Origin of the sequence: Helicobacter sp. (genome assembly GCF_014799995.1) — a bacterium.
Classification (GTDB): domain Bacteria; phylum Campylobacterota; class Campylobacteria; order Campylobacterales; family Helicobacteraceae; genus Helicobacter_D.
The window spans coordinates 47,772-72,067 of sequence record NZ_JAAVGY010000042.1 but is presented as its reverse complement, the minus strand read 5'-3'; the positions used below and the strand labels follow the sequence as shown (position 1 = coordinate 72,067).

Sequence of the window (24,296 nt, the reverse complement as noted above, 5' to 3'; positions counted from 1 at the left end):
GTGGCAATTACCCTGCATTATTATACTTTAAAATCCCAAAAATAACTTTTAATCTCCTCTTTTTAAGCCCATAAAGTAGGCTTTTTCATTATTTTTTATCCTAAAGATTCCAAACTTTGTTTGTGTTTGTAAGCTTGATAGGCTTTGCAAGTCCAAATAAACCCTTTTGGATAGCTCCCTAAAAAAATGTTTCACGCAAAGACATTTTTAACCTTTCAAGTGAAAGGAACTAACTACGCAAAATACACCCCCCTATATGTAATTTTAAAAAATCTTGAATCCCTTGTATTAATGGGTGCAAAAACCGCATTAATGCAAAAAACGCCCCCTGCTATATAGAAAAAATTTCAAAGAAAATAAAGCTTTCGCCTTGATTTTCTTTGTGCTAAATTTCTTGTATTTTGTTATAATTACCGATTTAATTTAAAGAAGCTAAAAGGGTTTATTATGGATTCAAAAACGAAATCCCAACTTGCGACACCAACGCCACTTGACCATATTATTATCACAAATGCAAAAGAAAATAATTTAAAAAATATTAGTTTGAGTATTCCCAAAAATAAACTTGTTATTTTAACGGGACTTAGCGGCAGCGGTAAGAGCACTTTGGCATTTGACACACTTTATGCCGAGGGGCAGCGGAGATACATAGAATCCCTTTCAAGCTATGCGAGGCAGTTTTTGGACAAAATCGGCAAGCCCGATGTGGATAAGATAGAGGGGCTTACTCCAGCAATTGCGATTGACCAAAAGACAACGAGCAAGAATCCACGCTCCACTGTGGGGACAATTACGGAGATTTACGATTATCTGCGCTTACTTTTTGCGCGTATAGGCGTGCAGCATTGTCATTTGTGCGGCAAGCCAATCTCCAAGATGAGTGCGAGTGATATTATCGCGGAAGTTTTGAAAATCAAAGAGGATTCTAAGATTTTGATTTTAGCCCCAATTATCCGTGAAAAAAAGGGAACTTTTAATGATAAACTAGAATCCTTGCGTCAAAAGGGATATATTAGGGCGCAGATTAATGGTGTCTTGGTGCGTTTAGATGAGGAAATCAGTCTTTCTAAAACCAAGAAACACACGATTAAAGTCGTGATAGACCGCGTAATCGTCAATGCGGCAAACAAAGAGAGAATTGCAGAAGATATTGAGAAAGCATTGAAAGAATCTTATGGTGAAGTAGAAGTTGAGATTCTGCCTGAAAATAAAGAATCCAAGCCCACTTTAGTGCATTATAGTGAGCATTTGGCTTGCTTTGATTGTAAGGTCTCCTTTAGCCCATTAGAGCCGCTTAGCTTTTCGTTTAATTCCCCCAAAGGTGCTTGTTCTAAATGCGATGGTTTAGGGATTCGTTACACGATTGATACCAAAAAGGTAGTGCATTCTAGTTTGCCTCTAAGTGAGGGAGGAATCAAGATTATTTATGGATTCAATAAGAGTTATTATAACGAGCTTTTTCGCGCTTTTTGTTTGGCAAATGGTATCAACCCCAAAGCAGCTTTTGAGGATTTGAGCGAATATCAGCAGAAGTTAGTGCTGTATGGAAGCCAAGAGGAAGTGGAGTTTAGCTGGAAAACTTCCAAGCTCAAACGTCCTTGGGCGGGAGTGATTTCTATTGCTTATGATATGTTTAAAGACAATAAAGATTTGGGCGATTATATGAGTGAAAAAGTTTGTGAGGATTGCGGGGGGCATCGCTTGCTGCCGCAAAGTCTAGCAGTCAAAGTCGCCAATAAGACGATTGGGGATTTGTTGGATTTGCCTATTGAGGAGTGTTATGGGTTTTTTGCCAATCCTGCTAATTTTTCTCATTTGGACAATCAAAATGCAATGATTGCCGCTCCGATTCTAAAGGAAATCTGCGAGCGACTTTATTTTCTCTATGATGTAGGGCTTGGGTATTTGAGTTTGGGACGCGATGCGCGTAGCATTAGTGGAGGAGAATCGCAACGAATCAGAATCGCAAGTCAAATTGGTAGCGGATTAACCGGCGTAATGTATGTGCTAGATGAGCCAAGCATTGGTTTGCACGAACGCGATACGCTCAAGCTGATTAAAACATTAAGAAATTTGCAGCAAAAGGGCAATTCTGTAATTGTTGTAGAGCATGATAAGGAGACGATTGAGCACGCGGATTTCATTGTAGATATTGGACCGGGTGCTGGGAAATATGGGGGTGAAGTCGTCTTTAGTGGGAATCTTACGCAGTTGCTTAAGAGCAAAACACAGACAGCACAATATCTCAATGGAGAGAAAAAGATAGAATATTTTATCCGCCGCAATCAAGAGGAATGGATTGAGATTTTAAATGTCAATATCAATAATATCCATAATCTAAATGTCAAAATTCCTCTTAGGAATTTCGTGTGTGTAACGGGTGTTAGTGGAAGTGGTAAAAGCTCCCTTGTGTTGCAAACTCTGCTTCCTGTCGCCCAAGAGTTACTCAATAATCGCAAAAAAGTAAAAAAAGTAGATGGAGTGGAGATTATAGGTTTAGAACAATTGGACAAAGTGATTTATTTAGACCAAAGCCCTATTGGGCGCACCCCACGTTCCAATCCCGCAACTTATACGGGCGCGATGGACGAGATTCGGCAGATTTTTGCACAGACTAAAGAAGCACAGATTCGTAATTATGGCATTAGTCGTTTTAGCTTTAATGTCAAGGGAGGAAGATGTGAGAAATGTATGGGTGAGGGGGAGATTAAGATTGAAATGCACTTCCTGCCCGATATTATGGTGAAATGCGATGCGTGCGGAGGCACGCGTTATAACACGCAAACTTTAGAAGTAGAATATAGAGGCAAAAATATAGCGCAAGTTCTAGCATTAAGCGTAGATGAGGCGTGCGAGTTTTTCGCCAAGATTCCACGCATTTATCAGAAGCTTAAAACCCTACAAGATGTCGGATTAGGCTATATCACTTTGGGACAAAATGCGGTTACTCTTAGTGGAGGCGAAGCGCAACGCATCAAGCTTGCAAAAGAGTTGAGTCGCAAGGATACAGGAAAAACACTTTATGTCTTAGATGAGCCAACGACAGGCTTGCATTTTGCCGATGTGGATAGATTGACGCGTGTGTTGCACCATTTGACAGACTTAGGAAATAGCGTCATTGTGATTGAGCATAATTTGGACATTATCAAAAATGCAGACTTTATTCTTGATATTGGACCAGAGGGTGGAAACAATGGAGGGAAAATCGTAGATAGTGGCTCGCCAGAGAGAATCGCAAAAAGATATAAAAAAACCGCAAGCCATACGGGGAGATTTTTGGCTAAAGAGCTAGGAATGGAATCCTAAGGATTCCGTTGCTAGCTTAAAATTTCTTATTATCCGTTTCGTTGAGCACTTCAGTTGCTAGATTATCTACGACATTAGAAATATCAGCACAAGAATTTGCGATAGATTCGTTTTCTTGTGCTAATTGTTCTAGTTTTTCTACGGCAGAGCTGATTTTTTCTACACTTTGCGTTTCTTCCTTGATAGATTCACTCATCTCATTAATGCCTTGCACCAAGACATTGACATTTGCTTCAATCTCACTTAAAGATTTTCCTGTTCGTTCCGCTAGTTTGCGCACTTCATCGGCAACAACCGCGAATCCTCTTCCGTGCTCTCCAGCCCTTGCGGCTTCAATTGCGGCATTGAGCGCAAGTAAGTTGGTTTGGTCTGCAATGTCTTTGATGACATTTACAACGCTTCTAATGTCATCACTCTGTTGGATTACCTCACTGCTTTTATTGGCGACATTTTGTATAGAATCTGTGATTCCATCTACGGCGGCACTTGTTTGCTCTAAGGATTGCGCTTGAGCGTGTGCGGAAGCTTGAAGGTTCTTTACACGTTCTTGTAGGGTGCTAGAATGCCCTTTGAGATTATGGGCAATTTCGCTAGAGGTTTTGAGCATATTTTGAATATAACGTCCCAAGTCATTAATGTTTTCTACTACACGAAGCAATGCGCCTTTGCTCTCATTGGTTTCTGCAATATGCGTAAAATCATCTGTCTTGAATGTTTCTAGGGCTCTTTCAATTGTTTCAAAGTTTTGGTTAAGGTCTTGGAGTGTTTGATTGAGATAAAGCTTGATATTGTTGAGTTGTTGATTATTGGATTCGGTTTCTATGAAGCGTCTGAAATCACCCTCTTTAGCATATTCAAGTGATTTTAATGCTTCTTGCACGCAAGTCCGTTCTTTTTCTAGGTTGGCTTGAATTTCTTTAATATTGGCATTAATTACCCTTGCCATTTCTCCAAGCTCATCGTGTGTATTGATGTGCAATGGTTTGACGCTTGTAGTCTTGGAGTGTAAATAGTCAAAGAAATCTAAAATCCCTTTACGCAAAGTTTCAATGGGTTTTAAAATAATGCGCATAAGAATATTGATAAGCACGATAAGGGCAATTGCAAATACAAGGAGGGAGATTGCTAGAAAAGTGGTGTTTTCGCGAATGTGTCGATAGAGTATCTTTTCATCTCCAACCAAACACACATTCCATTCGGTTAAAGGGTTAGATGAGCAGATTCCAAATCTACTTTGTTTGTCTTGCTCAAAGAACAAGAATTTGTTTTGATTGTTTTTAGATTTTTCTACTAATAATTTAGAGATTTCACTTTGATTTAAGATTTCATCGGGATTTTGGGAAAGAATAATCTGTCCGCTTGGGTCTGTTGCGAAGATTGTAAAATGTTCGTTTTTTTGCAAAGACTCCAAATAGTCATTGAGGGGTTTAAGCGCAATATCTCCACTTACTACACCATAAAAACTGCCATTGTAGTGTAGTGGTGCGCCAAATCCAAAAACAGGAAGTTTTTTACTCGCCTGCAACCAAGCGTGATTTAGGATAATGGGTTTATTTTGTGCTTTGGTGTCATAATACCAACTGCGTTTGCGTGGGTCATAACCGCTTTCTGGAAACACGTGATTCCCATTGCTGCGCATCATTCTGCCATTGGTTTCTACGCCAAAATATACGAGGTTAAATCCACCTGTTTTTTCAATTAATTCTAAACTTTTAGCGATTGCCGTTTCATCGTTGATTTGATTAGCAATTTCATCTTTGAGACGATTGATTGCTTCTTGTTTTTCTGTAATGTAAGAAACGAGCAGAAGTTGGATAGAGTTTAGCTTGCCTTGATAGCTCTTTTCTTCTGTTTGTAATGTGCTTGTCTTTGTGCTTTGATATTGTAAGAGTCCAAAAACTAAAAATCCAATAATTGCGGTGAGTGTAATACTTAAAGTCGCCTTTAAACTTAAAGATAATTTCATTTCCAATCCTTTTTTAAAATAATGCTTAAAAAACTATAACTTAAACAAATTTAATTTTTATTGAATGTTATAAATATCTATGGTAACTTAGTAATGATTTTGAATATTGGTAACACTAAGTCAAAAATTAAATCTAAAATTTTTGTGTTTTGAAGTTGCAAGAGGAATTATGCTATAATCTACAAAATTTCATAACGAAAAAGGATTTGATAATGATGCCAAGTGTTCAGCAGCTGCTCATCGTGCTGTTAATTATTGTTGTGTTGTTTGGAGCGAAAAAGATTCCAGATTTGGCTAAAGGTTTAGGCTCTGGAATCAAAAATTTCAAAAAAGCTGTCAAAGAAGATGAGGAAGAAAGCACCGCGCAAACCAAAATTGAACAAGACAAAAAAGAATCTGTCGCAAACTCCACTAGTGAAACTACTAAAGTATAATGAATGACACAAAACATTAAACGAATTATAGATGAGGCTCTAGGGGTTTCTAGTATTTTAGAAAAACCACGTGATAAAAAGTTCGGTCATTTTGCGTTGCCGACTTTTAGTTTTGCTAAGACTTTGCGTCAAAGTCCGCAAGTCATTGCCCAAGAATTTGCGCAAAAGTTAGAGATTCTGCCACAAATTGCGAGTGTAAATGTGATGAATGGCTATGTGAATTTTAGCTTGAGCGATGAATTTTTGGCTGAATGTGCGTGGGAATTTTTGCAACAAGATTCTAAGAGTGCAAAATCGCAAAACGCCGCCAAGCATATTTTATTGGAATATGTGAGCGCAAATCCCACAGGTCCTTTGCATATTGGACACGCACGGGGTGCAATCTTCGGCGATAGTTTGGCGCGTATTGGTAGATTTTTGGGCTTTTGTATCACGACAGAATATTATATTAATGATGCAGGAACGCAAATAGAAAATCTGGGCAAGTCTATTTATTATGCTGGGCGCAATTTGTTTTTGGGCGAATCTTGTGCATTGCCGGAGGATTGTTATAAAGGCGAATATATTATAGATTTGGCAAAAGAGGCAAAGGATTCTTTAGGATTAGAAGTCTTTAGGAATCCCTCTAGCATTGCGACATTAAGCAATTTTGGAAAAGATAAAATGCTAGAGGAAATCCAAGCAAATTTAGCGCAAGTTGGAATCGTATTTGATAACTATGTCAGCGAAAAGGAGCTTTTTAAGCATTGGGATTCCACCTTACAAGCACTTAAAGAGCATTCTGGTGTCTATGAGCAAGAGGGTAAGCTGTGGTTGAAATCTAGCGAATATGGCGATGAAAAAGATCGCGTAATCGTGCGTGAGAATGGAGAGCCAACCTATCTTGCGGGAGATATTATTTATCATAACAATAAATTTGCTCGTCCTTTTGAGCATTACATTAATATTTGGGGGGCAGACCATCACGGCTATATTGCGCGCGTCAAAGCCGCAATTACTTTCTTGGGTTATCAGAGTGATAAATTAGAAGTGTTGTTGTCGCAAATGGTTGCTTTATTAAAAGGCGGCGAAGCCTATAAAATGAGCAAACGTGCGGGCAATTTTATCTTGATGAAAGAAATCGTAGAGGAAGTAGGCGCAGACGCATTGCGACTGATTTTTTTGAGTAAAAAGGCAGATACGCATTTGGAATTTGATATAGAAGAGCTAAAGAAGCAAGATTCTAGCAATCCTGTGTATTATATCAACTACGCACACGCGCGCATTCATACGCTTTTTTCTAAATCCAATTCTAGTGTGCAGGATTGTAAAAATATTCCAAAGGAACAATACATAGAATCCCTTAAAGGAATGGACGAAAGTTTGCGTGATTTGTTGGTGCTTTCCCTTGGGCTTGATAAGGTTTTAGCCGATGCGTTTGCGCAACGTTCTCCCAATAAAGTAGTGGATTTTCTCAAAGTGCTTGCAGGAGAATTTCACCGATTCTATAATGAAACAAAGATTCTAAATACTGCCAAAGAGGAGCAGATTTTAAAGGTATTGGTGGTGGTTGTAGAGACTTTGAATCTAGGGCTTGCACTACTTGGTATTACCGCTAAAAAAAGTATGTAAAGGAGTGAGTTTGAGTAAAGCAGTGATTTTTCCCGGTCAGGGGAGTCAAAGTGTCGGAATGGGCAAAGATTTGTTTGATAATAGCGCAGAAGTGAGACGATATTTTGAACAAGCAAGTGAGATTTTAAAAGAAGATATGGTGAAACTTTGCTTTGAAGAGAATCAGAAATTAAATCTGACACAATATACACAGCCTGCAATTTTGTTGGTGAGTTATAGCGTGTTTTCGCTGATTTTGCCCAAGATAAAAGGTAAAATTGCTTTTGGTTTAGGGCATTCTTTGGGAGAATTTAGCGCACTTTGTGCGGGCGGGGCGTTGAGCTTTGAGCAAGCTATCTCGCTTGTGAGCAAACGCGGCTATTTAATGGAAGAGTCCTGCAAAAAGAAAGCAGCAGGAATGATGGTCGTGCTCGGGCTAGAAGATGGAATCCTAGAAGAGTTTTGCACTAAAAAACGCAATAGAGGGCTTAAGGTATGGTGTGCCAATTATAATGGCGATGGGCAAATGGTGCTTGCAGGAAGCAAAGAGGATTTATTGACTTTGGAGGTAGAGATTAAAGGGCTTGGTGCAAAACGCGCCTTAATGCTTCCAATGTCTGTGGCAAGCCATTGTCCAATCCTAGAGGGAATGTGTGCGGACTTTAAGGTATTATTAGAAGAAGCACTTAGAGATTCTTTTGATTTCCCGATTATTTCCAATGTGAATGCCAAGCCTTATCAAAACAAAGCACAAGCGTTGGAATTGCTAGCAGAGCAGTTGGTTTCTCCTGTGCTTTATAAGCAATCCATTCGCAAAAATGACACAGAGATTGAGGGTTTCATAGAATGCGGCGGGAATGTTCTTAAGGGTTTAAACAAAAGATTGAGTTCCAAAGAAACGATTTCTTTGCAGACTTATGCAGAGATTCAAGATTTTTTGCAAAAGGACTAAAATGACGCTTGGAATTATCGGTGCTCTTCCAGAAGAGATTGCGCCTTTGCTAGCGCATTATAAAGAGTATGAGACAATAGAATTTGGCGGGAATACTTTTTATAAAATCCAATTAGCAGGAAAAACCGCAATCATCGCACGAAGCCGCATTGGCAAGGTGCATTCTGCTTTAACTGCTAGCAGTATGGTTTTGCATTTTGGTTGTGAAAAAATAGTCTTCAACGGAATCGCAGGTGCGATTAATCCAGCTTATAAGGTAGGAGACTTGCTCTTTGCTAGCAAGCTATGTCAGCACGATGTGGATTTAACGATTTTTGGCTATCCTTATGGATTTATCCCAGAGAGTGAGACATTTACTAAGAGTGATTCTGCTTTAAATGAAATCGTAAAACAGGTTGCAAATGAGCTTGGATTCCCTATTTATGAGGGTATCATTGCTTCAGGAGACCAATTTGTCAATCAAAGGGATAAGAAGCAATGGATACGCGAGACATTCCAAGCCGATGCAGTAGAGATGGAGGGAGCAAGCGTAGCAGTAGTGTGCGCGAATCTTAAAGTGCCTTTTTGTATTCTTAGAACCATATCAGATAGTGTCAATGATGAGGAATTGAAAGAATATAATGAGGAAGAAAGCGGCAAGAGAAATGTTGCGTTTGTCATCAAAATGATAGAAAAAATTTAATGAAGGAGACTGAAAATGAGATTAATTTTAGTGCGTCATGCAAAAGCGGCAAATGGAGAAAAATGGGCTGATGAAGATGATTTGAAACGACCATTAACGAAAAAGGGCGTCAAACAAGCAAAACAGATTGCAAAATATATCGCAAAAAAATATCCCGATGTAGATGCGATTATTTCATCACTTGCGTTGCGTGCGTGTGATACCGCGAAATATATCGCCAAAAAGCAATCCCATAGCACATTCTTTTTGAATCCAAACATTAATCCAGACGAAGGATTACAAGGATTTTTGGGACATAAAGAGGAGATTGAAGAGGATTGGCAAACCTTAGTTGTCGTAGGACACGAGCCAAGCATTAGCGAATTTGTACGTTTTATTTGCGCGAAAGGAACTTTGAATCTCTATGTGGGCAAGGGTTGCGTTGTAGAGCTAGAGCGAGAGAAAGAGCAAGAATGGTTACTTGTGGGCTTGCATAACTTCTAAAGGGATTCTATGTTTTTGGGTTATTTACCAGATATAGCAAGCAAGTTTAAAAAAAACGAAGTATTAAGCAAAGTTTTTGGCTATCTCTTTGACGCATTAGACGAGAATAGCGAAGTGTATGAGCGTATTACTTCTTTGAAAGCGGGAGAAGAGTTTATCGTGCATTTTGAGGGTGGGGCAAGGGCGATTGAACAAGCTTACAACACAAAAACACCCAAGGAGGCTTTCTATGAAAGCCATTGTGAAATGGTGGATTTTCAAATGGTTGTTCGTGGAAAAGAGATTTTTTTTGTCGCGCCTAATAGTTTATGCGAGGTGAAAAATCCATTAGATTCTGCGCGTGATTTGATTGAATATCATTCTAGCCCTTTTCTTTCAAGCATTCAATTATTTACGGGAAACCTTGCGGTTTTTGAAAGTCTTGATGTCCATGCCGGTGGAATCTCAACCAATGCAGAATCTACACTCGTGCAAAAAGTTGTAGTTAAAATTCCAAAGAATCTTGTCAAGCTAAATTTTTAAGGCATAAGTAGCCTTCTCTACAAAGCGACTACTTTAATCTTTTTATGAAATCTCTGCTAGCAAGCTAAAGTAATGAAATTATTGCATTACTTTGCTTGGCATTGCGGACAGATTCCAATGAGCGCAACGGAAACTTCTTTGATTTGGTAAGAGGAAGCATTCGCACAAGAGTGTTTGAGTGATTCCATAGAAGCACTTCCCTCCATATCTGTAATTTTTCCACATTTTTCGCAAACAAGATGAATATGAGGCTTTTTTACAAGCTCATAACGTTGTTTTTGGTTGGGCAATTTGACTTCATCAACGATTCTAGCTTCTTGCATTGAAGCAAGATTCTTATAGATTGTAGCAAGCGACATAGAGGGATTGCTTTCTTTGATGTTTTCGTAGATTTCATCAATGCTAATGTGTCCAGACTTCTGAATTTCTTTCAAAATTGCTAAACGTTGGGGCGTGATTTTTAGATGATTGTCTTTTAAGATTTTTTCAAACATTTTAGAGATTCCTATATAGTGATAAGATTTTTCATAATTTTACAAAAATTATTTTTATTTATCAAGAAAAATTATTAATAAATAATATTATGGAATTTAGCAAGGATTCTACTTTGAAAAATTCGTTACAAATGACAAATTTATCTTTTATTATTTTTTTGATACAATCACAGATTATTTTGTTAGTTTTTAGGAGTGAAAACCATGAGAAGCCATTATTGCGCAGATTTAGGGGAGCAAAATATTGGAGAGGTGGTGAATTTATGTGGTTGGTGTAATACTTACCGCGACCACGGGGGGATTATTTTTATTGATTTACGCGACCGTAGTGGGCTTGTGCAACTCGTGTTAGACCCAAAGGATAGTGGCGAGGCGCATAAAATCGCAAGTGAAGTGCGTGATGAGTATGTTCTAGTCGCTAAGGGAAGGGTGCGCGCAAGAGGCAAAGGGTTAGAGAATCCCAAGCTAAAAACGGGCAAAATTGAGGTGCTAGTAGAATCCTTAACAATTGAAAACAAAAGTTTAACTCCTCCTATTGCCGTAGGTGATGAAAGCGTAGGCGAAGATGTGCGTTTAAAATATCGTTATTTGGATTTGCGCAATCCACGCTTACAAGAGATTTTTATCACCCGAAGCAAAGTGGCACAAGCGGTGCGCAATACGCTTAGTGGCTTAGGCTTTTTAGAAGTTGAAACACCGATTTTAACTAAGGCAACTCCAGAGGGAGCACGGGATTATCTCGTGCCAAGTCGTGTGCATCACGGAGAATTTTATGCCTTGCCACAGAGCCCTCAATTATTTAAGCAGCTCTTAATGATTAGTGGATTTGATAGATATTTTCAAATCGCTAAATGCTTTAGAGACGAGGATTTGAGGCTTGATAGGCAGCCGGAATTTACGCAAATTGATGTGGAGATGAGTTTCTGTACTCAAGAAGATGTAATGGCGGCTGCAGAAGCAACACTCAAAGCAATTTTTGGAGCTTGTGGAATCGCAATAAAAACTCCTTTTGAGCATTATACTTATAAAGAAGTAATGGAATCTTATGGGAGTGATAAACCAGATTTACGTTTTGGGTTACCCTTAGTAGAGGTGGCGGATTTGTTTGTGGAATCTAGTAATGATATTTTTGCGAATATTGCTAAAGATTCTAAAAATAATCGTATCAAAGCACTCTGCATCTCAAAGGGTGATGCGTTTTTCACACGCAAAACTTTAGGCGAGGCAGAGGAGTTTGTCCGCAAGTTTGGCGCAAAAGGTTTGGCGTATATTCAAATCAAGGAAGAGGGTGCAAAAGGTCCTCTTGTCAAATTCTTAAGCGAAGAAAATCTTAAAACTCTGATAGAGCGTATGGGGGCAAAAGTCGGTGATGTTGTGTTTTTTGGCGCAGGTGCGAAAAAAATCGTGTGGGATTATATGGGGCGCTTGCGCCAAAAAGTCGCCCAAGATATGGGATTGGTTGATGAGAATGCTTATAGATTCTTATGGGTTGTGGATTTCCCGATGTTTGAACGCAATGAAGATGGTAGTATCTCCGCTTTGCATCACCCTTTTACAATGCCGAAAGATTTAGATGTAGAGGACATTGAGGAGATTAGCTCTGTCGCTTATGATGTCGTATTGAATGGATTTGAGATTGGCGGAGGAAGCATTAGGATTCATAAAGAGGAGATTCAAAGTCGTGTGTTTAAATTGCTTGGTATTAGTGAGCAAGAGGCAAAAAATAAATTTAGTTTCTTGCTTGAAGCATTACAATTTGGCGCACCACCACACGGAGGGCTTGCGTTTGGATTAGACCGCATTATAATGCTACTTTGTAAGGCAAATTCTATCCGTGATGTGATTGCATTCCCTAAAACCCAAAAGGCAACTTGCCCGCTAACAGATGCTCCAAGTGCAGCGAGTGAGGAGCAACTAAGAGAATTGCATATCAAAGTGAGAGAAACCAAACGATAAAGGAGACAACAATGAAAAAGTTATTTTTGGTGATTGGAGCACCGGGCAGTGGCAAAACGACTGATGCAGAAATTATTAGCAAAAACAATGCCGAAAGTATCGTGCATTATTCCACAGGAGAATTATTGCGTGCAGAAGTTGCAAGTGGAAGCGAACTTGGGAAACTGATTGATAGCTATACAAGCAAAGGGAATCTTGTGCCTCTTGAAATAGTCGTCAAAACCATTGTAGATGCGATTGCAAATGCGCGTAAAGACATTGTGCTTATTGATGGTTATCCACGTAGTGTAGAGCAAATGTTAGAGTTTGATAAGATTTTAAAAGACAAAAAAGGCATTGAGCTAGTTAGCGTCATTGAAGTAGAGGTAAGCAGGGAAACCGCTTGCGATAGAGTGCTTGGACGCGCTAGAGGAGCAGACGATAATGTAGAGGTGTTTAATAATCGTATGGAAGTCTATCAAACACCTCTTAAAGAGATTCAGGATTTTTATGGTAAAAAAGGCGTATTGAAAAAGATTAGTGGCGAACGCACGATTGAAGAAATTGTCGCAGAAATGGAGGGCTTTATTAAGTCCAAAATTTAACCAATGGTAAGAATCTCTAGGGGCTATGAGTTATTATCAGCAAGCAGGATTCTGCTATAAATATAATTTTAGTTTTCAAGGATAAAAAATGAATGTATCAAAAATCAGTGTGGGAGAGAATCCCAATAAATTAAATGTTGTTATTGAGATTCCTTATGGTTCTAATATCAAATATGAGATTGATAAAGAATCAGGCGCAGTTGTGGTAGATAGGGTAATGTATAGTGCGATGTTTTATCCCGCAAATTATGGCTTTGTGCCTAATACTTTAAGCGATGATGGAGACCCAGCAGATGTCTTGGTGCTCAATGAATATCCATTACAAGCAGGAAGTGTTATCAAAGTGCGTTTGATTGGCGTCTTGATTATGGAAGATGAAAGCGGAATGGACGAGAAATTAATCGCAGTGCCTATTAGCAAAATAGACCCAAGATACGATAAAATCCAAAGCTTAGGGGATTTGCCGCAAATCACACTGGATAGAATCAAAAATTTCTTTGAAACTTATAAGACATTAGAACCAAATAAATGGGTGAAAGTCAAGGAATATAAAGATTTGAATGCAGCCAAAGAGATTTTGGATAAGGCAATTAAGAATTACAAATAAATTTTAATGTGTTTCAAAAAGTAATTTTTTCTATAAAAGATTGGGGATTTGTTTGGAATGCGCGAAAGCGTCTTAATTTATAATTCATCTTTTAAGGAAGCTTTTATAAAATAATAAAGCCTCACAAAAGTTGAGTGGATAATTCATAAAAATAGGAGATTGGAAATGAAAAAAATTCTTTTGGTTTCAGTGTTAGCTGTGTTTGGATTAATGGGTTGTGGTGGAGAAGACAAGGAAACAAAAACCGCCGCTCAAGATTCTAATAAAGTCTATGAAGTGAAGTTTGCACATGTCGTGAGTGCAAACACACCGAAAGGAAGAGCCGCAGATTTATTTGCTAAAAGAGTAGAGGAATTAACAGATGGGAAAATCAAAGTGCATGTATTCCCCTCTGCGCAGCTTGTAGATGATGATAAAGTGTTTCAAGAATTGAAACGCAATAATGTGCAACTTGCAGCACCTAGCTTTTCAAAATTTACACCTTTCGCAAAAGAATTTAACCTTTGGGACGTCCCTTTTATCTTCCGCGATACTGAACATTTGCATCAAGTAATGGACGGAGAAGTAGGAAAAATTTTAAAAGACATTATTTCAAGCAAAGGCTATATTGCGCTTGATTATTGGGACGCAGGATTCAAGCAATTTAGCACAAACAAAAAGCCTATCATAGAGCCAAGTGATGCAGAGGGGCAAAAAATGAGAATTATGAGCTCTAAAGTATTGGAAGAACAAACAAAAGCAGTCAAAGCAATTCCACAAGTTTTGCCTTTTGGTGAAGTGTATTCTGCACTCCAAACAGGGGTAGTAGATGCAGCAGAAAACCCACTTTCCAATCTTTATAATTCTAAATTTTATGAAGTTCAAAGCTCTATTACGATTTCAAACCATGGTTATCTAGGATATTTGGTTGTTGCAAGTGAAAAGTTTTGGAAAGAATTGCCTCAAGATTTGCAAGAAAAATTCTCTATTGCAATGCGTGAAGCAACAATTTTTGAACGCGAGGAAAGTGCAAAAGAAGAGAAAATGTTGCTAGATAAATTAAAAGCCGATGATAAGACAAATACAACAATTTATGAGCTAGATGAAGCGCAAAAGAAACAATGGCAAGATGTGATGATTGCGATTTATCCTAAATTTTATGATTTGATTGGTAAAGATTTGATTGAGAAAACACTCAATACAAAATAATCAATGATTACTTTTAAAGGGTTTTATTTTGCGTGATTTATTATTAATGATTCAGAAACCTTTTTTGTGGGCTCATAAAGACCCGGGCGTCAATAAGCTTTTTGCTATCTTAGATAAGATTATTGCAGGAATTAACAAAAATGTCGCCGTGATTGGAATGGCACTTGGAATCGTAATTACCGCAATCAATGTAAGTGTGCGTTATATTGCAGGATTCTATCCAGAAATTGGTTCCTTGACTTGGGCAGAGGAAGTGGCAAGATATTGTTTTTTGTGGTCAGCATTTTTTGGGGCAGCGTATGGCTTTAGAAAGGGAGTGCATATTGCCGTTACAATGTTGGTTGAGAAATTTCCGCCTGCACTTGCTAAGGCTTGTGTATTGGCAACACACATTTTAAACTCTATCTTTTTGGGCTTTATGTGCTATGCTAGTTTAATGGTTTGTTATTTAAACTATGAAATTGGTTATATGAGTGAAGCACTGCACGAAGTACCTTTATGGGTATTTCTTCTCTGTCTGCCTATTGCATTTTTGGGGGCAACTTATCGTTCTGTGGAAAAAATCTATGAAGTTTCTTGGACAGATGCGGATAAAGTTGTCAAAAATGCAGAAGAAGAGATGATTCACGATTCTGTGGTTAAAGATTAGTAAAGTTTGGAGAATCAATGAGTGTTGCATTTTTGCTGATTGTATTGTTTGGTTTGTTATTGGTGGGTGTGCCTGTTGCTGTTTCTCTTGGAGTGAGCGCAGTTATTACAATGTTACTCTTTAGCTCCTATGATATTATGGGTGTGCCTGAAATTATGCTTAATGGTTTAAAGCCCGCTTTAATGGCGATTCCAATGTTTATTTTGGCGGGTTCTTTGATGAGTAAAGGAAGTTCGGCACAAAGAATCGTAGATTTTGCTAGAAGTATCGTAGGGCATTTGCCCGGCGGTCTTCCGATGAGTGCTATTTTGGCGTGTATTATCTTTGCCGCTGTGAGTGGAAGTTCTCCCGCGACAGTAGTTGCGATTGGTTCTGTTATGTTTGCTGCCTTAAGTCAAGCGGGTTATCCTAAAAGCTATTCTGTGGGTGCAATCACTTCGGCAGGAAGTCTTGGAATCTTGATTCCGCCTTCGGTTGTAATGATTGTTTATGGAGTAACAGCGGAAGTCTCTATTGAAAAATTATTTATGGCTGGTGTTGTGCCCGGTGTGATGATTGGCGGAATGATGATGGTTTATGCGTATTTTGGGGCAAAACGATTAGGCTTTAAGGCTACAAAACCCGCAAGCTTTGGCGAGCGTTGGGCGAAGTTTAAAGAAGCATTTTGGGCATTACTCATTGTTTTTGTCGTCATTGGTGGAATCTATGCGGGGATTTTTACCGCCACAGAAGCGGCGGGCATTAGTGCGGTGTATGCGTTTGTCGTCTCAATTTTTGTCTATAAAGATATTAAGATTAAAGACTTGTATAAAGTGCTTTTAGATGCAGCAATCACTACGGCGATGATTTTTTTCATTATTGGTTTTGCGGTTGTATTCGCGCATTTCTTAACGAGCGAACGTATCCCTCATATGATTGCGGAATCTTTAGTGAATATGAATATGAGTTGGTGGCTCTTTTTGATTTTGGTTAATATTGCTCTTTTTGTAATGGGGCAATTTATGGAACCTAGTTCGGTGGTAATGATTATGACACCTTTGCTATTGCCGATTGCGTTGCAGTTAGGTATTGACCCAATCCACTTCGGAATCGCAATGATTGTGAATATGGAATTAGGTATGCTGACACCACCTGTTGGCTTGAATCTTTTTGTGGCAAGCTCACTTACAGGCTTGAGCCTCAAAGATGTTACCCTTTCGGTAATTCCTTGGCTTTGCGTCTTGCTGTTGGGGCTTGGACTTGTTACTTATGTTCCAATTATTTCACTTTGGTTGCCAAGTTTGCTAGGTTAATTGAATCCACAAGGCTTAGATTGGAAGAATCGCTTATAGCATTTTTTGAAAATGCGCCCCACCTTATTAGTTTAATAGCGGGGATTCTGACTTTCATAAGCCCTTGTGTGTTGCCACTGATACCTGCTTATCTCTCCTATATTTCTGAAATTTCACTTCAAGAGTTAAAGGATTCTACAAGACTTGATTTAAAGAAACGTTTTAGAATCTTAAGAAGTGCAGTATTTTTTGTTTTGGGGCTTGGAATTGTTTTTGTGCTTTTAGGAGCGGTAGCGGCTAGAATCTTGCAAGGTGGAATCCTGCTAAGCCCGATTCTGCGCTTTATTGCTGGAGGGATTTTAATCATTTTTGGATTGCATACATTAGGAATATTCAAGATTCCATTCTTAAACTATACAAGAAGTTTTCATACGGAATATCGTTTTAGAATCTTAAGAGATTTTTTGACACCCTTTTTGCTTGGGGTGAGCTTTTCGCTCGGTTGGACGCCTTGCGTTGGTCCAATTTTGGCGGGCATTATTTCACTCGCAAGCTTAGACGAAAGTAATGGCATAATTTTGCTAAGTATTTATACGCTCGGATTCTCTTTGCCCTTTTTGTTTTGTGCGCTTTTGATTGGTTATGCTTTTAATTTTTTAGAGCTTATCAAATCTCACTTTCAATGGATTGAACGATGTGCAGGAGGCTTATTAATTTTGATTGGAATCCTTGTTGCAAGTGGAGGAATGAGCGCATTATCTGCTTATCTTGTAGGGATTTTGGGCTAGGATTCTGTGATGACATTAAAAAATTTTGTGGATTTAGACGAGATAGAAAAGATTTTGGTGTTTGGGTGGCGCAATCACCTAAAAATCGCCCCTCTAATGAAAACACAAACGATTCCCCTAAAAGAGCATTTACATTTCTTGGAATCCTTGAAGCAAGATACAACCAAGCAATATTTTTTGGTTTTAGAAAATAGTGAAATCTTAGGCGTGATTTGCTTTGTGGATATAAGGCTTGGAATCTCTTGCGAATTTGGGATTTATCAGAATCCGGATTTGCAAGGATATGGCACAAAGCTAATGGAAGCTATGCTAAAATATGCTTTTGAAGTTTTAAATGTCGCGACACTTTATGCTTGTGCCTTTAATGATAACACCAAAGCCCTTGCGCTTTATACAAAATTTGGCTTCAATCTCACAAACAAGGACGCAACAATGAGCTATTTCACATTATCAGCGGGGGGGGGGGGCATTAAATAGCTATTTCATTGCATATTTTTGGAATCTTACAAGCAAACAATATGCAATCAAGACAAAGCTTCCTTTCGTCTTACAATCCCTAAAGTCGCAAATCCCCAGCTTTTCACCTTTGCATAGGAGTGCTTTATGCAAAGTGGGTTAAAAGTCGCGATTCTAACTTCTGCCAATCAGTGGTTTATCCCTTATGCTAGGGAGTTAAAAGATAAGATTGTCGGGGCGCAGCTTTATTTTTCTCACCAAGAAATCAAAGAATCTTATGATATTGTGTTTATTTTGTCGTATCATCAGCTCATAGAGCAAGAATTTTTAGAACGACATAGAATAAATTGCGTCATTCACGCTTCTGCACTGCCTCGCGGCAAGGGTTGGTCGCCTCTTTTTTGGCAAGTGTTAGAGGGTAAGGATTCCATTGTTTTTACGCTTTTTAGGGCGGATACAAAGGCGGATAATGGAATGATTTATTTGCAAAAGACTTTGCATTTAAGCGGTTTAGAACTCTATGAGGAATTGCGAGAGAAGCAGGCGAAAATGTGTCAGCAAATGTGCTTGGAATTTTTGAGCCTATTGCCGACTTTAGAACCAAAAGCCCAAAGCGGGGAGGAGAGTTTCTATCCTAAAAGAAGCCCAAGAGATAGTGAATTAGACATTACAAAAAGCATAGAATCGCAATTTAATTTATTGCGCATTGTAAGTAATGAGGAGTTTCCCGCATTTTTTTATAAGAGTGGTAAGAAATTTATTATAAAGATTTATCAGGATTCTGTTGTGGGGGGGGGGGAATAATTCCTAGTCTTTGTTTGAAGCTAGAAAATTATATTGATTTGCAAGTCAAGGCACAAGAGGAGATTTTGCAATACCGCAATGATGTGCGTGTGAAGTCAAACTTGTATCATCAGCATCATATTTCCTCCCAAGAGCATTTTGCCTTTATAGAATCTCTGAAAAATAATCCCCAAAAGCAGTATTTTGTCGTTTCTCTCTGTGGGCAAATGCTTGGGAGTTTGAATTTTTCCTTTCAAGATAAAAAGGCGGTAGAGTTTGGATTCTTTGCAAATCCTTGCTTGAATGTCGGCGGAATCGGGCGGGTATTGGAGCAGATTAGCTTATTTTATGTTTTTGAGATTCTAGGGGCGGAGCAATTACACTTAGAAGTGTTTAAGTCCAACAAGCAAGTAATCAATCTACACAAGAAATTTGGATTCCAAGAGAGTGGCGAGAAGCTAGTAAATGGCGAAGAAGTACTAGAAATGTCGCTAAAGAATCTAAGGGCAGAATCGTAATCTACTCTTAGGAGTAGATTTTAAGGTATTTGTATAAATAGTGTAAATGTCGTTCTTCTTCTTGCTTGACTTGATTGACGATATACCATAAGCCCCAAATATAATGCACTAAAATACGAGCTTGATACACTTCTTTTTCTGTGATTCCACCATAGATTTGGATAAACTCTAAGGCTTTTTTTCTTGGCACATCAAATTCACAAATAAAATTTGCAATATCCCATAATTTCGAGCAGAATCCAGAATATTCAAAATCTACTAATCTAACTTCTTTACCATTATACATTACATTTCCCCTTAGTAAATCCCTATGATTGAGCACTTGTGTGTCTCCTTGCAAAATATTAGCTATTTTTAAAATAAAATCACTTTCTTTTGAAGTAATGATTCTTTTGCCTGCTAGAGATTCGTATTTATGAATTTCATCTATAAATGAGATGGGAGAGAAGTCTTGAGGCATTGGAATAGAATGGAGTTTTTTTAGTGTTTTTGCAAGGGATTCTAAAAAGTGTGTGCTCAAATCGTTGCTTTTGGTTTGGTCTGAAAATCCATTCAAAAAGGCGCTTGTTTTAATATAATCAGAATAAAAAGTTGTTTCAGCAGAAATTTCAGTTGGGATTAGTGCAATGACCTTGGATTCTTGTTTTCTATCTACAAAGGATTCTGTGCCAATACCCGGAATCCTAAGAACCTTTGTGCCATTGAGCTCTATTTTGAAGTTATAATTTGTAAATCCTCCAAGCCTTAAAGCTTTGCCATTTGTGGAGCATTGGGAAGCAAACTCTTGTGGAGTGAGAAGAGAAGCATTTAAAGCATCTTTTAAGCTGTCAATCTCATAAACGCTATCTTGAACTTCTAAAATGCGGTAGGATTGGTGAGGAATCATCTTTAAAATTGCATTTTCATAATAATCTTGTGGTTTGCAAGTTTGTAAAGATTGTTTAAAGGGCTCTATATCCTTTGCACCAATAAAACTAATGCCACATTCGCAAAGCCCACTTTTACAATTTGTGTCTATTCGTAGGAGATTGTTGTTTGCATCTATTTCAAATCCCCAAGTTAGTGCGGTAGTTTGGTCAATATGTTGGGCTATAAGTGTAGAATGTTTTGTGAGTGATTCTAAAAATGCCCCATTTTTAATATAAGAATCTCCATTAATTAATAGAGTATCGCCTACTAAAAACTTTGAAGCAAATGCAAGAGTTGCTGCACTATTGGTCGTCTCAAAGTGTGGAAAATATAAGGTTTGGAATCCTAATTTTTGAGATAGAGAATCTATTTTTTCTGCCTTGTGTCCCGTGATAACTAAAATATCAGTAATCTTGTGGGATTGTAATTGACAAATTATCCTCTCTAGTATGCTTTGGTTGTTGAGAATTAAAAGTGGTTTTGGCTTGTTTAGTGTGAAAGGCAATAGCCTTGTGCCTTTTCCAGCAGCTAGGATAATTGCTTTCATTTTTTATCCTTTAAGATTGAGTCTATTTGTGTTTTGATTGCTTGACATGAAGTGCCGATATTATAGACATTGTCATCACGCAAATTTTGGAAAAATTGTTTTTGGGATTCAAAGTCAATGGAATCAATCTTGCTTTTAAGCTCGGCGAAGTTGCGTGAATTTTGCTTTTCTATAATATATCCACCTCTTTTTAAATCTTTATTCAAAGGAAAAGGCATAAAGAAAAAGCTAGGTTTCAGAGTTGCATAAGAATAAGTAAAGGCTGTGGCAGACCAATCTGTAACTAGATAATCGCTGAAATTAAAGAACTCATTGCCCATTTTGCAGTCAAACGAAACGCGGGGTTGGTTTTGGAATCTTGCTCTAATTTGTTGATGAAAGAGGTGGTTGTTGGTATAGTTTATTGGGTGGGAGCGATAAGAAATATTGTATTGCGTATTTTCTAACAACCATTCTATCATATTGCAATCAAAACCCGCATACGCATTGAGGTTAGAATATCTCATATCCACATAACGCAAAGTGGGAGCATAGGTGATAGTGTTTGCGGGGGTGTAATGGTAATTTTCTAAGGTTGTATCAAATTGCGGATAGCCACAAGGCAATAATTTGACTTTCATTTTGCTAGTTCTTAGCTTAAACTCTTTCATTGCTGTTTTTGAAGGCACGATGATGTAATCTATATTATCACTAACACCGCAATCTGTCGTTAGTCTGTGGGGCAAATAAATGCGTTTGGCTTTTTTGCTTAAAAATGTGCGGTCAATTTTGCCCTCTTGATAGCCTACTTGGTCTGCAGTGATGATTAAGTCAATCTCTGGAATATCGGTGTTTAGATAATAATGCGTTTCGCCATCTATAATACGATAAGGAAAATGAAAATTATGGTGGGCTGATTTTTCAAAATCGTCATTTAGGATGCTATCCACAATCGTGATAACATTGTAATCTTTCTTTAGTTCGGAGATGAGATTGCCGTAATTAGAACGATAAGTAGGATAATAAGAAACAATCGCAATATTTTTTTTCCTAGAGCTTAGGGATTCTTTGATTTTTTGGGTAGTCAGTCGAATAAAAGTATCAATTTGGTATTGTGCATTCATAATAAATCCTCTTGTGTAAAATTTAGAATCTCTTGTGTTTTTGCTGGTGCTAGATTTGGCAAGTCTTTCAGCGTTTGCTTGAGTTGTTGTTGCGAGAAGCTAAAAAAATTGAAGCGACTTATTAATAAATAGAAATGGTCTTTTCCGAAATCAATAGAAGTAAAACAAGGCAAAAAAAGCACGCTTGGCTTTAAAAATCTTAAGTTAAAACATAGGGCAAGTGTAGAAAAATCTGTGATGAGCGTGTCGCAGCTTTTGGCACTTTGTAAGGATTTTATGGGTTGGATAGAGGGGAGGGAATCTAAAATAACTTTGTGGTAAGATTTGGGAGTTTTGGGATTGGGGAGATAGAGAACTTCATCTCCTGCCCCCCCCCCCATTTATTTGCTTCTAATAAGCATTCAAGTACAGAAATATCGTAGCCGCATAAAGCATTGGCGTGTAGAATGTCTTTAGATTCTCTAAAACTTGGCGCATAAACAAGTTTCATTTTACTTCCTTTGTAGTGGTATTTGTTGTGTCATATTTTTTAGGAATCTCCATCCAAGTTTTTGCTGCGCGTTTTGTAACTTCCAAAGTTGCATCCATTCCCCCTGCAAGAGAAAAAAGCCAAAATTTATGTGCATAGAGCCAATCAATTTGTTTGACTTGTTTTTCAATGAGCGTTCGCACAGGACGCACGGCGATTTTTGCAAACTCTAGCTCTTGATGCACGATATAGGATTGCACCGCATCAATGAAGCATTTGATAAAAATATCCTCTTGAAAGAAATTTTTAACATCATCAATCTCTTCTAGTAATTTATCCATTTTGGCAAAGTTGATTTTTTCTAGCTTATTGGCACGATTGAGCCGCTCTAATTCTTCTGTCATCTTAACAACTCTCAAGAAGAGCTTTTCTACTATTTTTTTTCTTTTGTAGCCATAATCTAAAAATTCTTTGACTTTTGCCTTGATGAGTTTTTGATTCGCAGCAATTTGCGCTTTGGTAGGCGGTGTAAGCTGGATAGGGGACTTTTTCGCTTTTGGCAGAGATTCTAGCACCTCTTGGAATGGAATCTCTTTCGTCCCTGTGATTCTTGCTCCTCCTTCTGTGGCGTTAATCACCTCTATCGGGTAAGGTGTTTCTGCAATGTCCTTTTCAAAGAAGTTGAGAAACATTTTCCACACATTGCTTGTTTCCACGACACCCTCTCCGCCATAGGCAGGCACTAGAATCTTGTCTTTTGCATTTTCTTTTGGTTTGTATTGCGTTTCGTTTTCGCCAAATATTGCGTCTTTGGAGTGTGTTTTGCCATCAGGAGAAAACGCCAAATCTTGCCCGATAAAAATGCAACGTTTAAATTGGCTATGCACAATGAGTTCGTATGCCATATTTGCAGCACTCATTCCGATTCCAGCATAGCCATATTCTTTTAAATCAAAGAATCGCGTATAGCCAAAGGGGCGCATACTATAAGTTTTGATTCCTTTTGTAATCGCCTTGCTTGTCGCTTGATGCACAATGCTAGTGATTGCAAAAATCACATTTTTTTGTGCTTCTTTGGGAGTTTTGATATAAAAATCTGCTGTGGGCTCTACACGTTCTAATGTTACGACAATGTCAGGTTTAATCTTGTGCTTCACAAGAATTGGGAAAGAAGCATCAACGCAGAAAATCGTAAGATATGGGGCGTATTTTTTTAACAAAGGTAATTGCTTATAGAGCGAAGGTCCTGTGGAGACAATCACGGCAGTTTCTGTGTTTTTGGCAGATTTAATAAAATCTAGCATAGAGGGCGTGGTAATCATTTCGGGGAGATTTTGCAAATGGTGTTCTAAGCCAATCAAGGCGTCAATGGCGTCATTACCCACAGAGATGACATGGTGTTCTAGTAAGCGGACAATAAGGGTGTTTAAATCCAAGCATTCTTTCGTGTATTGTCCATAGTAACTATTGTAAAGATGTAAATTGTAAATACGAGAATAAATCCATTGCCCCTCACTAGACAAATAGGAGCTTAAACTCCCAAAATCCGTTGTTTGTGTCCAAAAAATCAAAAGCTTTTGCTGTGCAATTTCTTCGCTAAAATCCGCGAAGTTTAATGCAATGTAAATTAATTCCAATTCGGGCTCAAAAATAAAGATTTTTTTCAGAGATTTTGCATTTTGGTTTAGCAATAAACGATAAAAAATGCCGTTTCCAAAACCAAAAAAGTATAAAAATGGATAGAGTGCAAAGGGTTCAAATTCTTTTATTTTTTCCAATGTCTGCATTAAGGGTTCGTTTTCATAAAGTGCAATCTTGTTTTCTTTATCATAAATGTTAATATTTAAAGGGTCATCTCCAATATAGACTTCGTATTTTTGATTGGGGACTAGGAATTTGAGCTGCGCTGCTAACATGGGATTGACTTTGGAGAGGGCGTCAATGTTTTTGTCCAAACGAGAATTGAGAGATTGAGACATAGGGATTCCTTATAATGAATTAAGCTAAGAAATTATAGCAGAAAAAGCCCAAGAGATTGG

Annotated in this window: 24 protein-coding genes; 17 read left to right on the top strand and 7 right to left on the bottom strand. The window is 38.1% G+C overall.

The window, feature by feature from the left end:
- Positions 1–447: 447 nt before the first annotated feature.
- On the top strand, positions 448–3,306 hold the full coding sequence (uvrA, locus tag HDT10_RS06600; protein WP_290881400.1) for an excinuclease ABC subunit UvrA: 2,859 nt from the start codon (positions 448–450) through the stop codon (positions 3,304–3,306).
- A 16-nt stretch (positions 3,307–3,322) separates the two neighbouring features.
- Here the strand turns inward: uvrA and HDT10_RS06595 are convergent, their stop codons facing one another.
- Positions 3,323–5,272, bottom strand: coding sequence for a methyl-accepting chemotaxis protein (locus HDT10_RS06595; protein ID WP_290881398.1), 1,950 nt, complete (start codon positions 5,270–5,272; stop codon positions 3,323–3,325).
- A 209-nt stretch (positions 5,273–5,481) separates the two neighbouring features.
- Between HDT10_RS06595 and HDT10_RS06590 the strand changes: the two genes are divergently transcribed.
- The 6 genes from HDT10_RS06590 to HDT10_RS06565 are packed head-to-tail and all read left to right on the top strand — an operon-like array spanning position 5,482 to position 9,935.
- The gene (locus HDT10_RS06590; RefSeq protein ID WP_290881407.1) at positions 5,482–5,706 is read left to right on the top strand and encodes a twin-arginine translocase TatA/TatE family subunit; all 225 of its coding nucleotides are present in this window, start codon (positions 5,482–5,484) and stop codon (positions 5,704–5,706) included.
- A gap of 3 nt (positions 5,707–5,709) precedes the next feature.
- Positions 5,710–7,317 carry an arginine--tRNA ligase gene (gene argS, locus HDT10_RS06585; protein WP_290881396.1) on the top strand — a complete coding sequence of 536 codons (1,608 nt, stop codon included), beginning with the start codon at positions 5,710–5,712 and terminating at the stop codon, positions 7,315–7,317.
- Positions 7,318–7,327: 10 nt separating this feature from the next.
- Positions 7,328–8,248 (top strand): ACP S-malonyltransferase, encoded by a 921-nt coding sequence (fabD, locus tag HDT10_RS06580; protein WP_290881395.1) that lies wholly within the window; start codon positions 7,328–7,330, stop codon positions 8,246–8,248.
- 1 nt (position 8,249) lies between these two features.
- Positions 8,250–8,930: a 5'-methylthioadenosine/adenosylhomocysteine nucleosidase gene (locus tag HDT10_RS06575; RefSeq protein WP_290881394.1), complete on the top strand. Its 681-nt coding sequence runs from the start codon at positions 8,250–8,252 to the stop codon at positions 8,928–8,930.
- 15 nt (positions 8,931–8,945) lie between these two features.
- Complete coding sequence (locus tag HDT10_RS06570; RefSeq protein ID WP_290881392.1) at positions 8,946–9,413, top strand: histidine phosphatase family protein; 468 nt, start codon at positions 8,946–8,948, stop codon at positions 9,411–9,413.
- A 9-nt stretch (positions 9,414–9,422) separates the two neighbouring features.
- Positions 9,423–9,935: a YhcH/YjgK/YiaL family protein gene (locus HDT10_RS06565; RefSeq protein ID WP_290881391.1), complete on the top strand. Its 513-nt coding sequence runs from the start codon at positions 9,423–9,425 to the stop codon at positions 9,933–9,935.
- An 86-nt stretch (positions 9,936–10,021) separates the two neighbouring features.
- Here the strand turns inward: HDT10_RS06565 and HDT10_RS06560 are convergent, their stop codons facing one another.
- On the bottom strand, positions 10,022–10,429 hold the full coding sequence (locus HDT10_RS06560; RefSeq protein WP_290881389.1) for a Fur family transcriptional regulator: 408 nt from the start codon (positions 10,427–10,429) through the stop codon (positions 10,022–10,024).
- A 204-nt stretch (positions 10,430–10,633) separates the two neighbouring features.
- On the opposite strand from HDT10_RS06560, the gene aspS reads away from it, so the two are divergent.
- From aspS to pseH (HDT10_RS06510), 10 genes are all read left to right on the top strand, one after another.
- Positions 10,634–12,385 (top strand): aspartate--tRNA ligase, encoded by a 1,752-nt coding sequence (gene aspS, locus HDT10_RS06555; RefSeq protein ID WP_290881388.1) that lies wholly within the window; start codon positions 10,634–10,636, stop codon positions 12,383–12,385.
- An 11-nt stretch (positions 12,386–12,396) separates the two neighbouring features.
- A complete protein-coding gene (locus tag HDT10_RS06550; protein WP_290881387.1) occupies positions 12,397–12,969 on the top strand; it encodes an adenylate kinase in 573 nt (190 codons plus the stop codon).
- A gap of 88 nt (positions 12,970–13,057) precedes the next feature.
- Positions 13,058–13,576 (top strand): inorganic diphosphatase, encoded by a 519-nt coding sequence (gene ppa, locus HDT10_RS06545; RefSeq protein WP_290881385.1) that lies wholly within the window; start codon positions 13,058–13,060, stop codon positions 13,574–13,576.
- Positions 13,577–13,741: 165 nt separating this feature from the next.
- Positions 13,742–14,764, top strand: coding sequence for a DctP family TRAP transporter solute-binding subunit (locus tag HDT10_RS06540; RefSeq protein ID WP_290881383.1), 1,023 nt, complete (start codon positions 13,742–13,744; stop codon positions 14,762–14,764).
- Between the two features lie 46 nt (positions 14,765–14,810).
- Complete coding sequence (locus tag HDT10_RS06535; protein ID WP_290881405.1) at positions 14,811–15,413, top strand: TRAP transporter small permease; 603 nt, start codon at positions 14,811–14,813, stop codon at positions 15,411–15,413.
- A gap of 17 nt (positions 15,414–15,430) precedes the next feature.
- Entirely contained in the window at positions 15,431–16,705 is a 1,275-nt protein-coding gene (locus tag HDT10_RS06530; RefSeq protein ID WP_290881381.1) for a TRAP transporter large permease, read from the top strand.
- A 20-nt stretch (positions 16,706–16,725) separates the two neighbouring features.
- Positions 16,726–17,472 (top strand): cytochrome c biogenesis protein CcdA, encoded by a 747-nt coding sequence (locus HDT10_RS06525; protein WP_290881380.1) that lies wholly within the window; start codon positions 16,726–16,728, stop codon positions 17,470–17,472.
- 6 nt (positions 17,473–17,478) lie between these two features.
- The gene (gene pseH / locus HDT10_RS06520; RefSeq protein ID WP_367159066.1) at positions 17,479–17,949 is read left to right on the top strand and encodes a UDP-4-amino-4,6-dideoxy-N-acetyl-beta-L-altrosamine N-acetyltransferase; all 471 of its coding nucleotides are present in this window, start codon (positions 17,479–17,481) and stop codon (positions 17,947–17,949) included.
- A gap of 126 nt (positions 17,950–18,075) precedes the next feature.
- Entirely contained in the window at positions 18,076–18,732 is a 657-nt protein-coding gene (locus HDT10_RS06515) for a formyltransferase family protein (protein ID WP_290881375.1), read from the top strand.
- Positions 18,733–18,746: 14 nt separating this feature from the next.
- Entirely contained in the window at positions 18,747–19,229 is a 483-nt protein-coding gene (gene pseH / locus HDT10_RS06510; protein ID WP_290881372.1) for a UDP-4-amino-4,6-dideoxy-N-acetyl-beta-L-altrosamine N-acetyltransferase, read from the top strand.
- A 7-nt stretch (positions 19,230–19,236) separates the two neighbouring features.
- Here the strand turns inward: pseH (HDT10_RS06510) and HDT10_RS06505 are convergent, their stop codons facing one another.
- Genes HDT10_RS06505 through HDT10_RS06485 form a run of 5 tightly spaced genes read right to left on the bottom strand, consistent with a single transcriptional unit; the run spans position 19,237 to position 24,236 of the window.
- A complete protein-coding gene (locus HDT10_RS06505) occupies positions 19,237–20,685 on the bottom strand; it encodes a sugar phosphate nucleotidyltransferase (protein ID WP_290881369.1) in 1,449 nt (482 codons plus the stop codon).
- Entirely contained in the window at positions 20,682–21,788 is a 1,107-nt protein-coding gene (locus HDT10_RS06500; RefSeq protein ID WP_290881366.1) for a CDP-glycerol glycerophosphotransferase family protein, read from the bottom strand. The genes HDT10_RS06505 and HDT10_RS06500 overlap by 4 nt, the downstream gene beginning before the upstream one ends.
- The gene (locus HDT10_RS06495) at positions 21,785–22,168 is read right to left on the bottom strand and encodes a hypothetical protein (RefSeq protein ID WP_290881363.1); all 384 of its coding nucleotides are present in this window, start codon (positions 22,166–22,168) and stop codon (positions 21,785–21,787) included. The genes HDT10_RS06500 and HDT10_RS06495 overlap by 4 nt, the downstream gene beginning before the upstream one ends.
- Complete coding sequence (locus HDT10_RS06490; protein ID WP_290881361.1) at positions 22,090–22,278, bottom strand: hypothetical protein; 189 nt, start codon at positions 22,276–22,278, stop codon at positions 22,090–22,092. Before HDT10_RS06490 ends, HDT10_RS06495 begins: the two co-directional genes overlap by 79 nt.
- Entirely contained in the window at positions 22,275–24,236 is a 1,962-nt protein-coding gene (locus tag HDT10_RS06485) for a motility associated factor glycosyltransferase family protein (protein WP_290881359.1), read from the bottom strand. The genes HDT10_RS06490 and HDT10_RS06485 overlap by 4 nt, the downstream gene beginning before the upstream one ends.
- Positions 24,237–24,296: the final 60 nt, after the last annotated feature.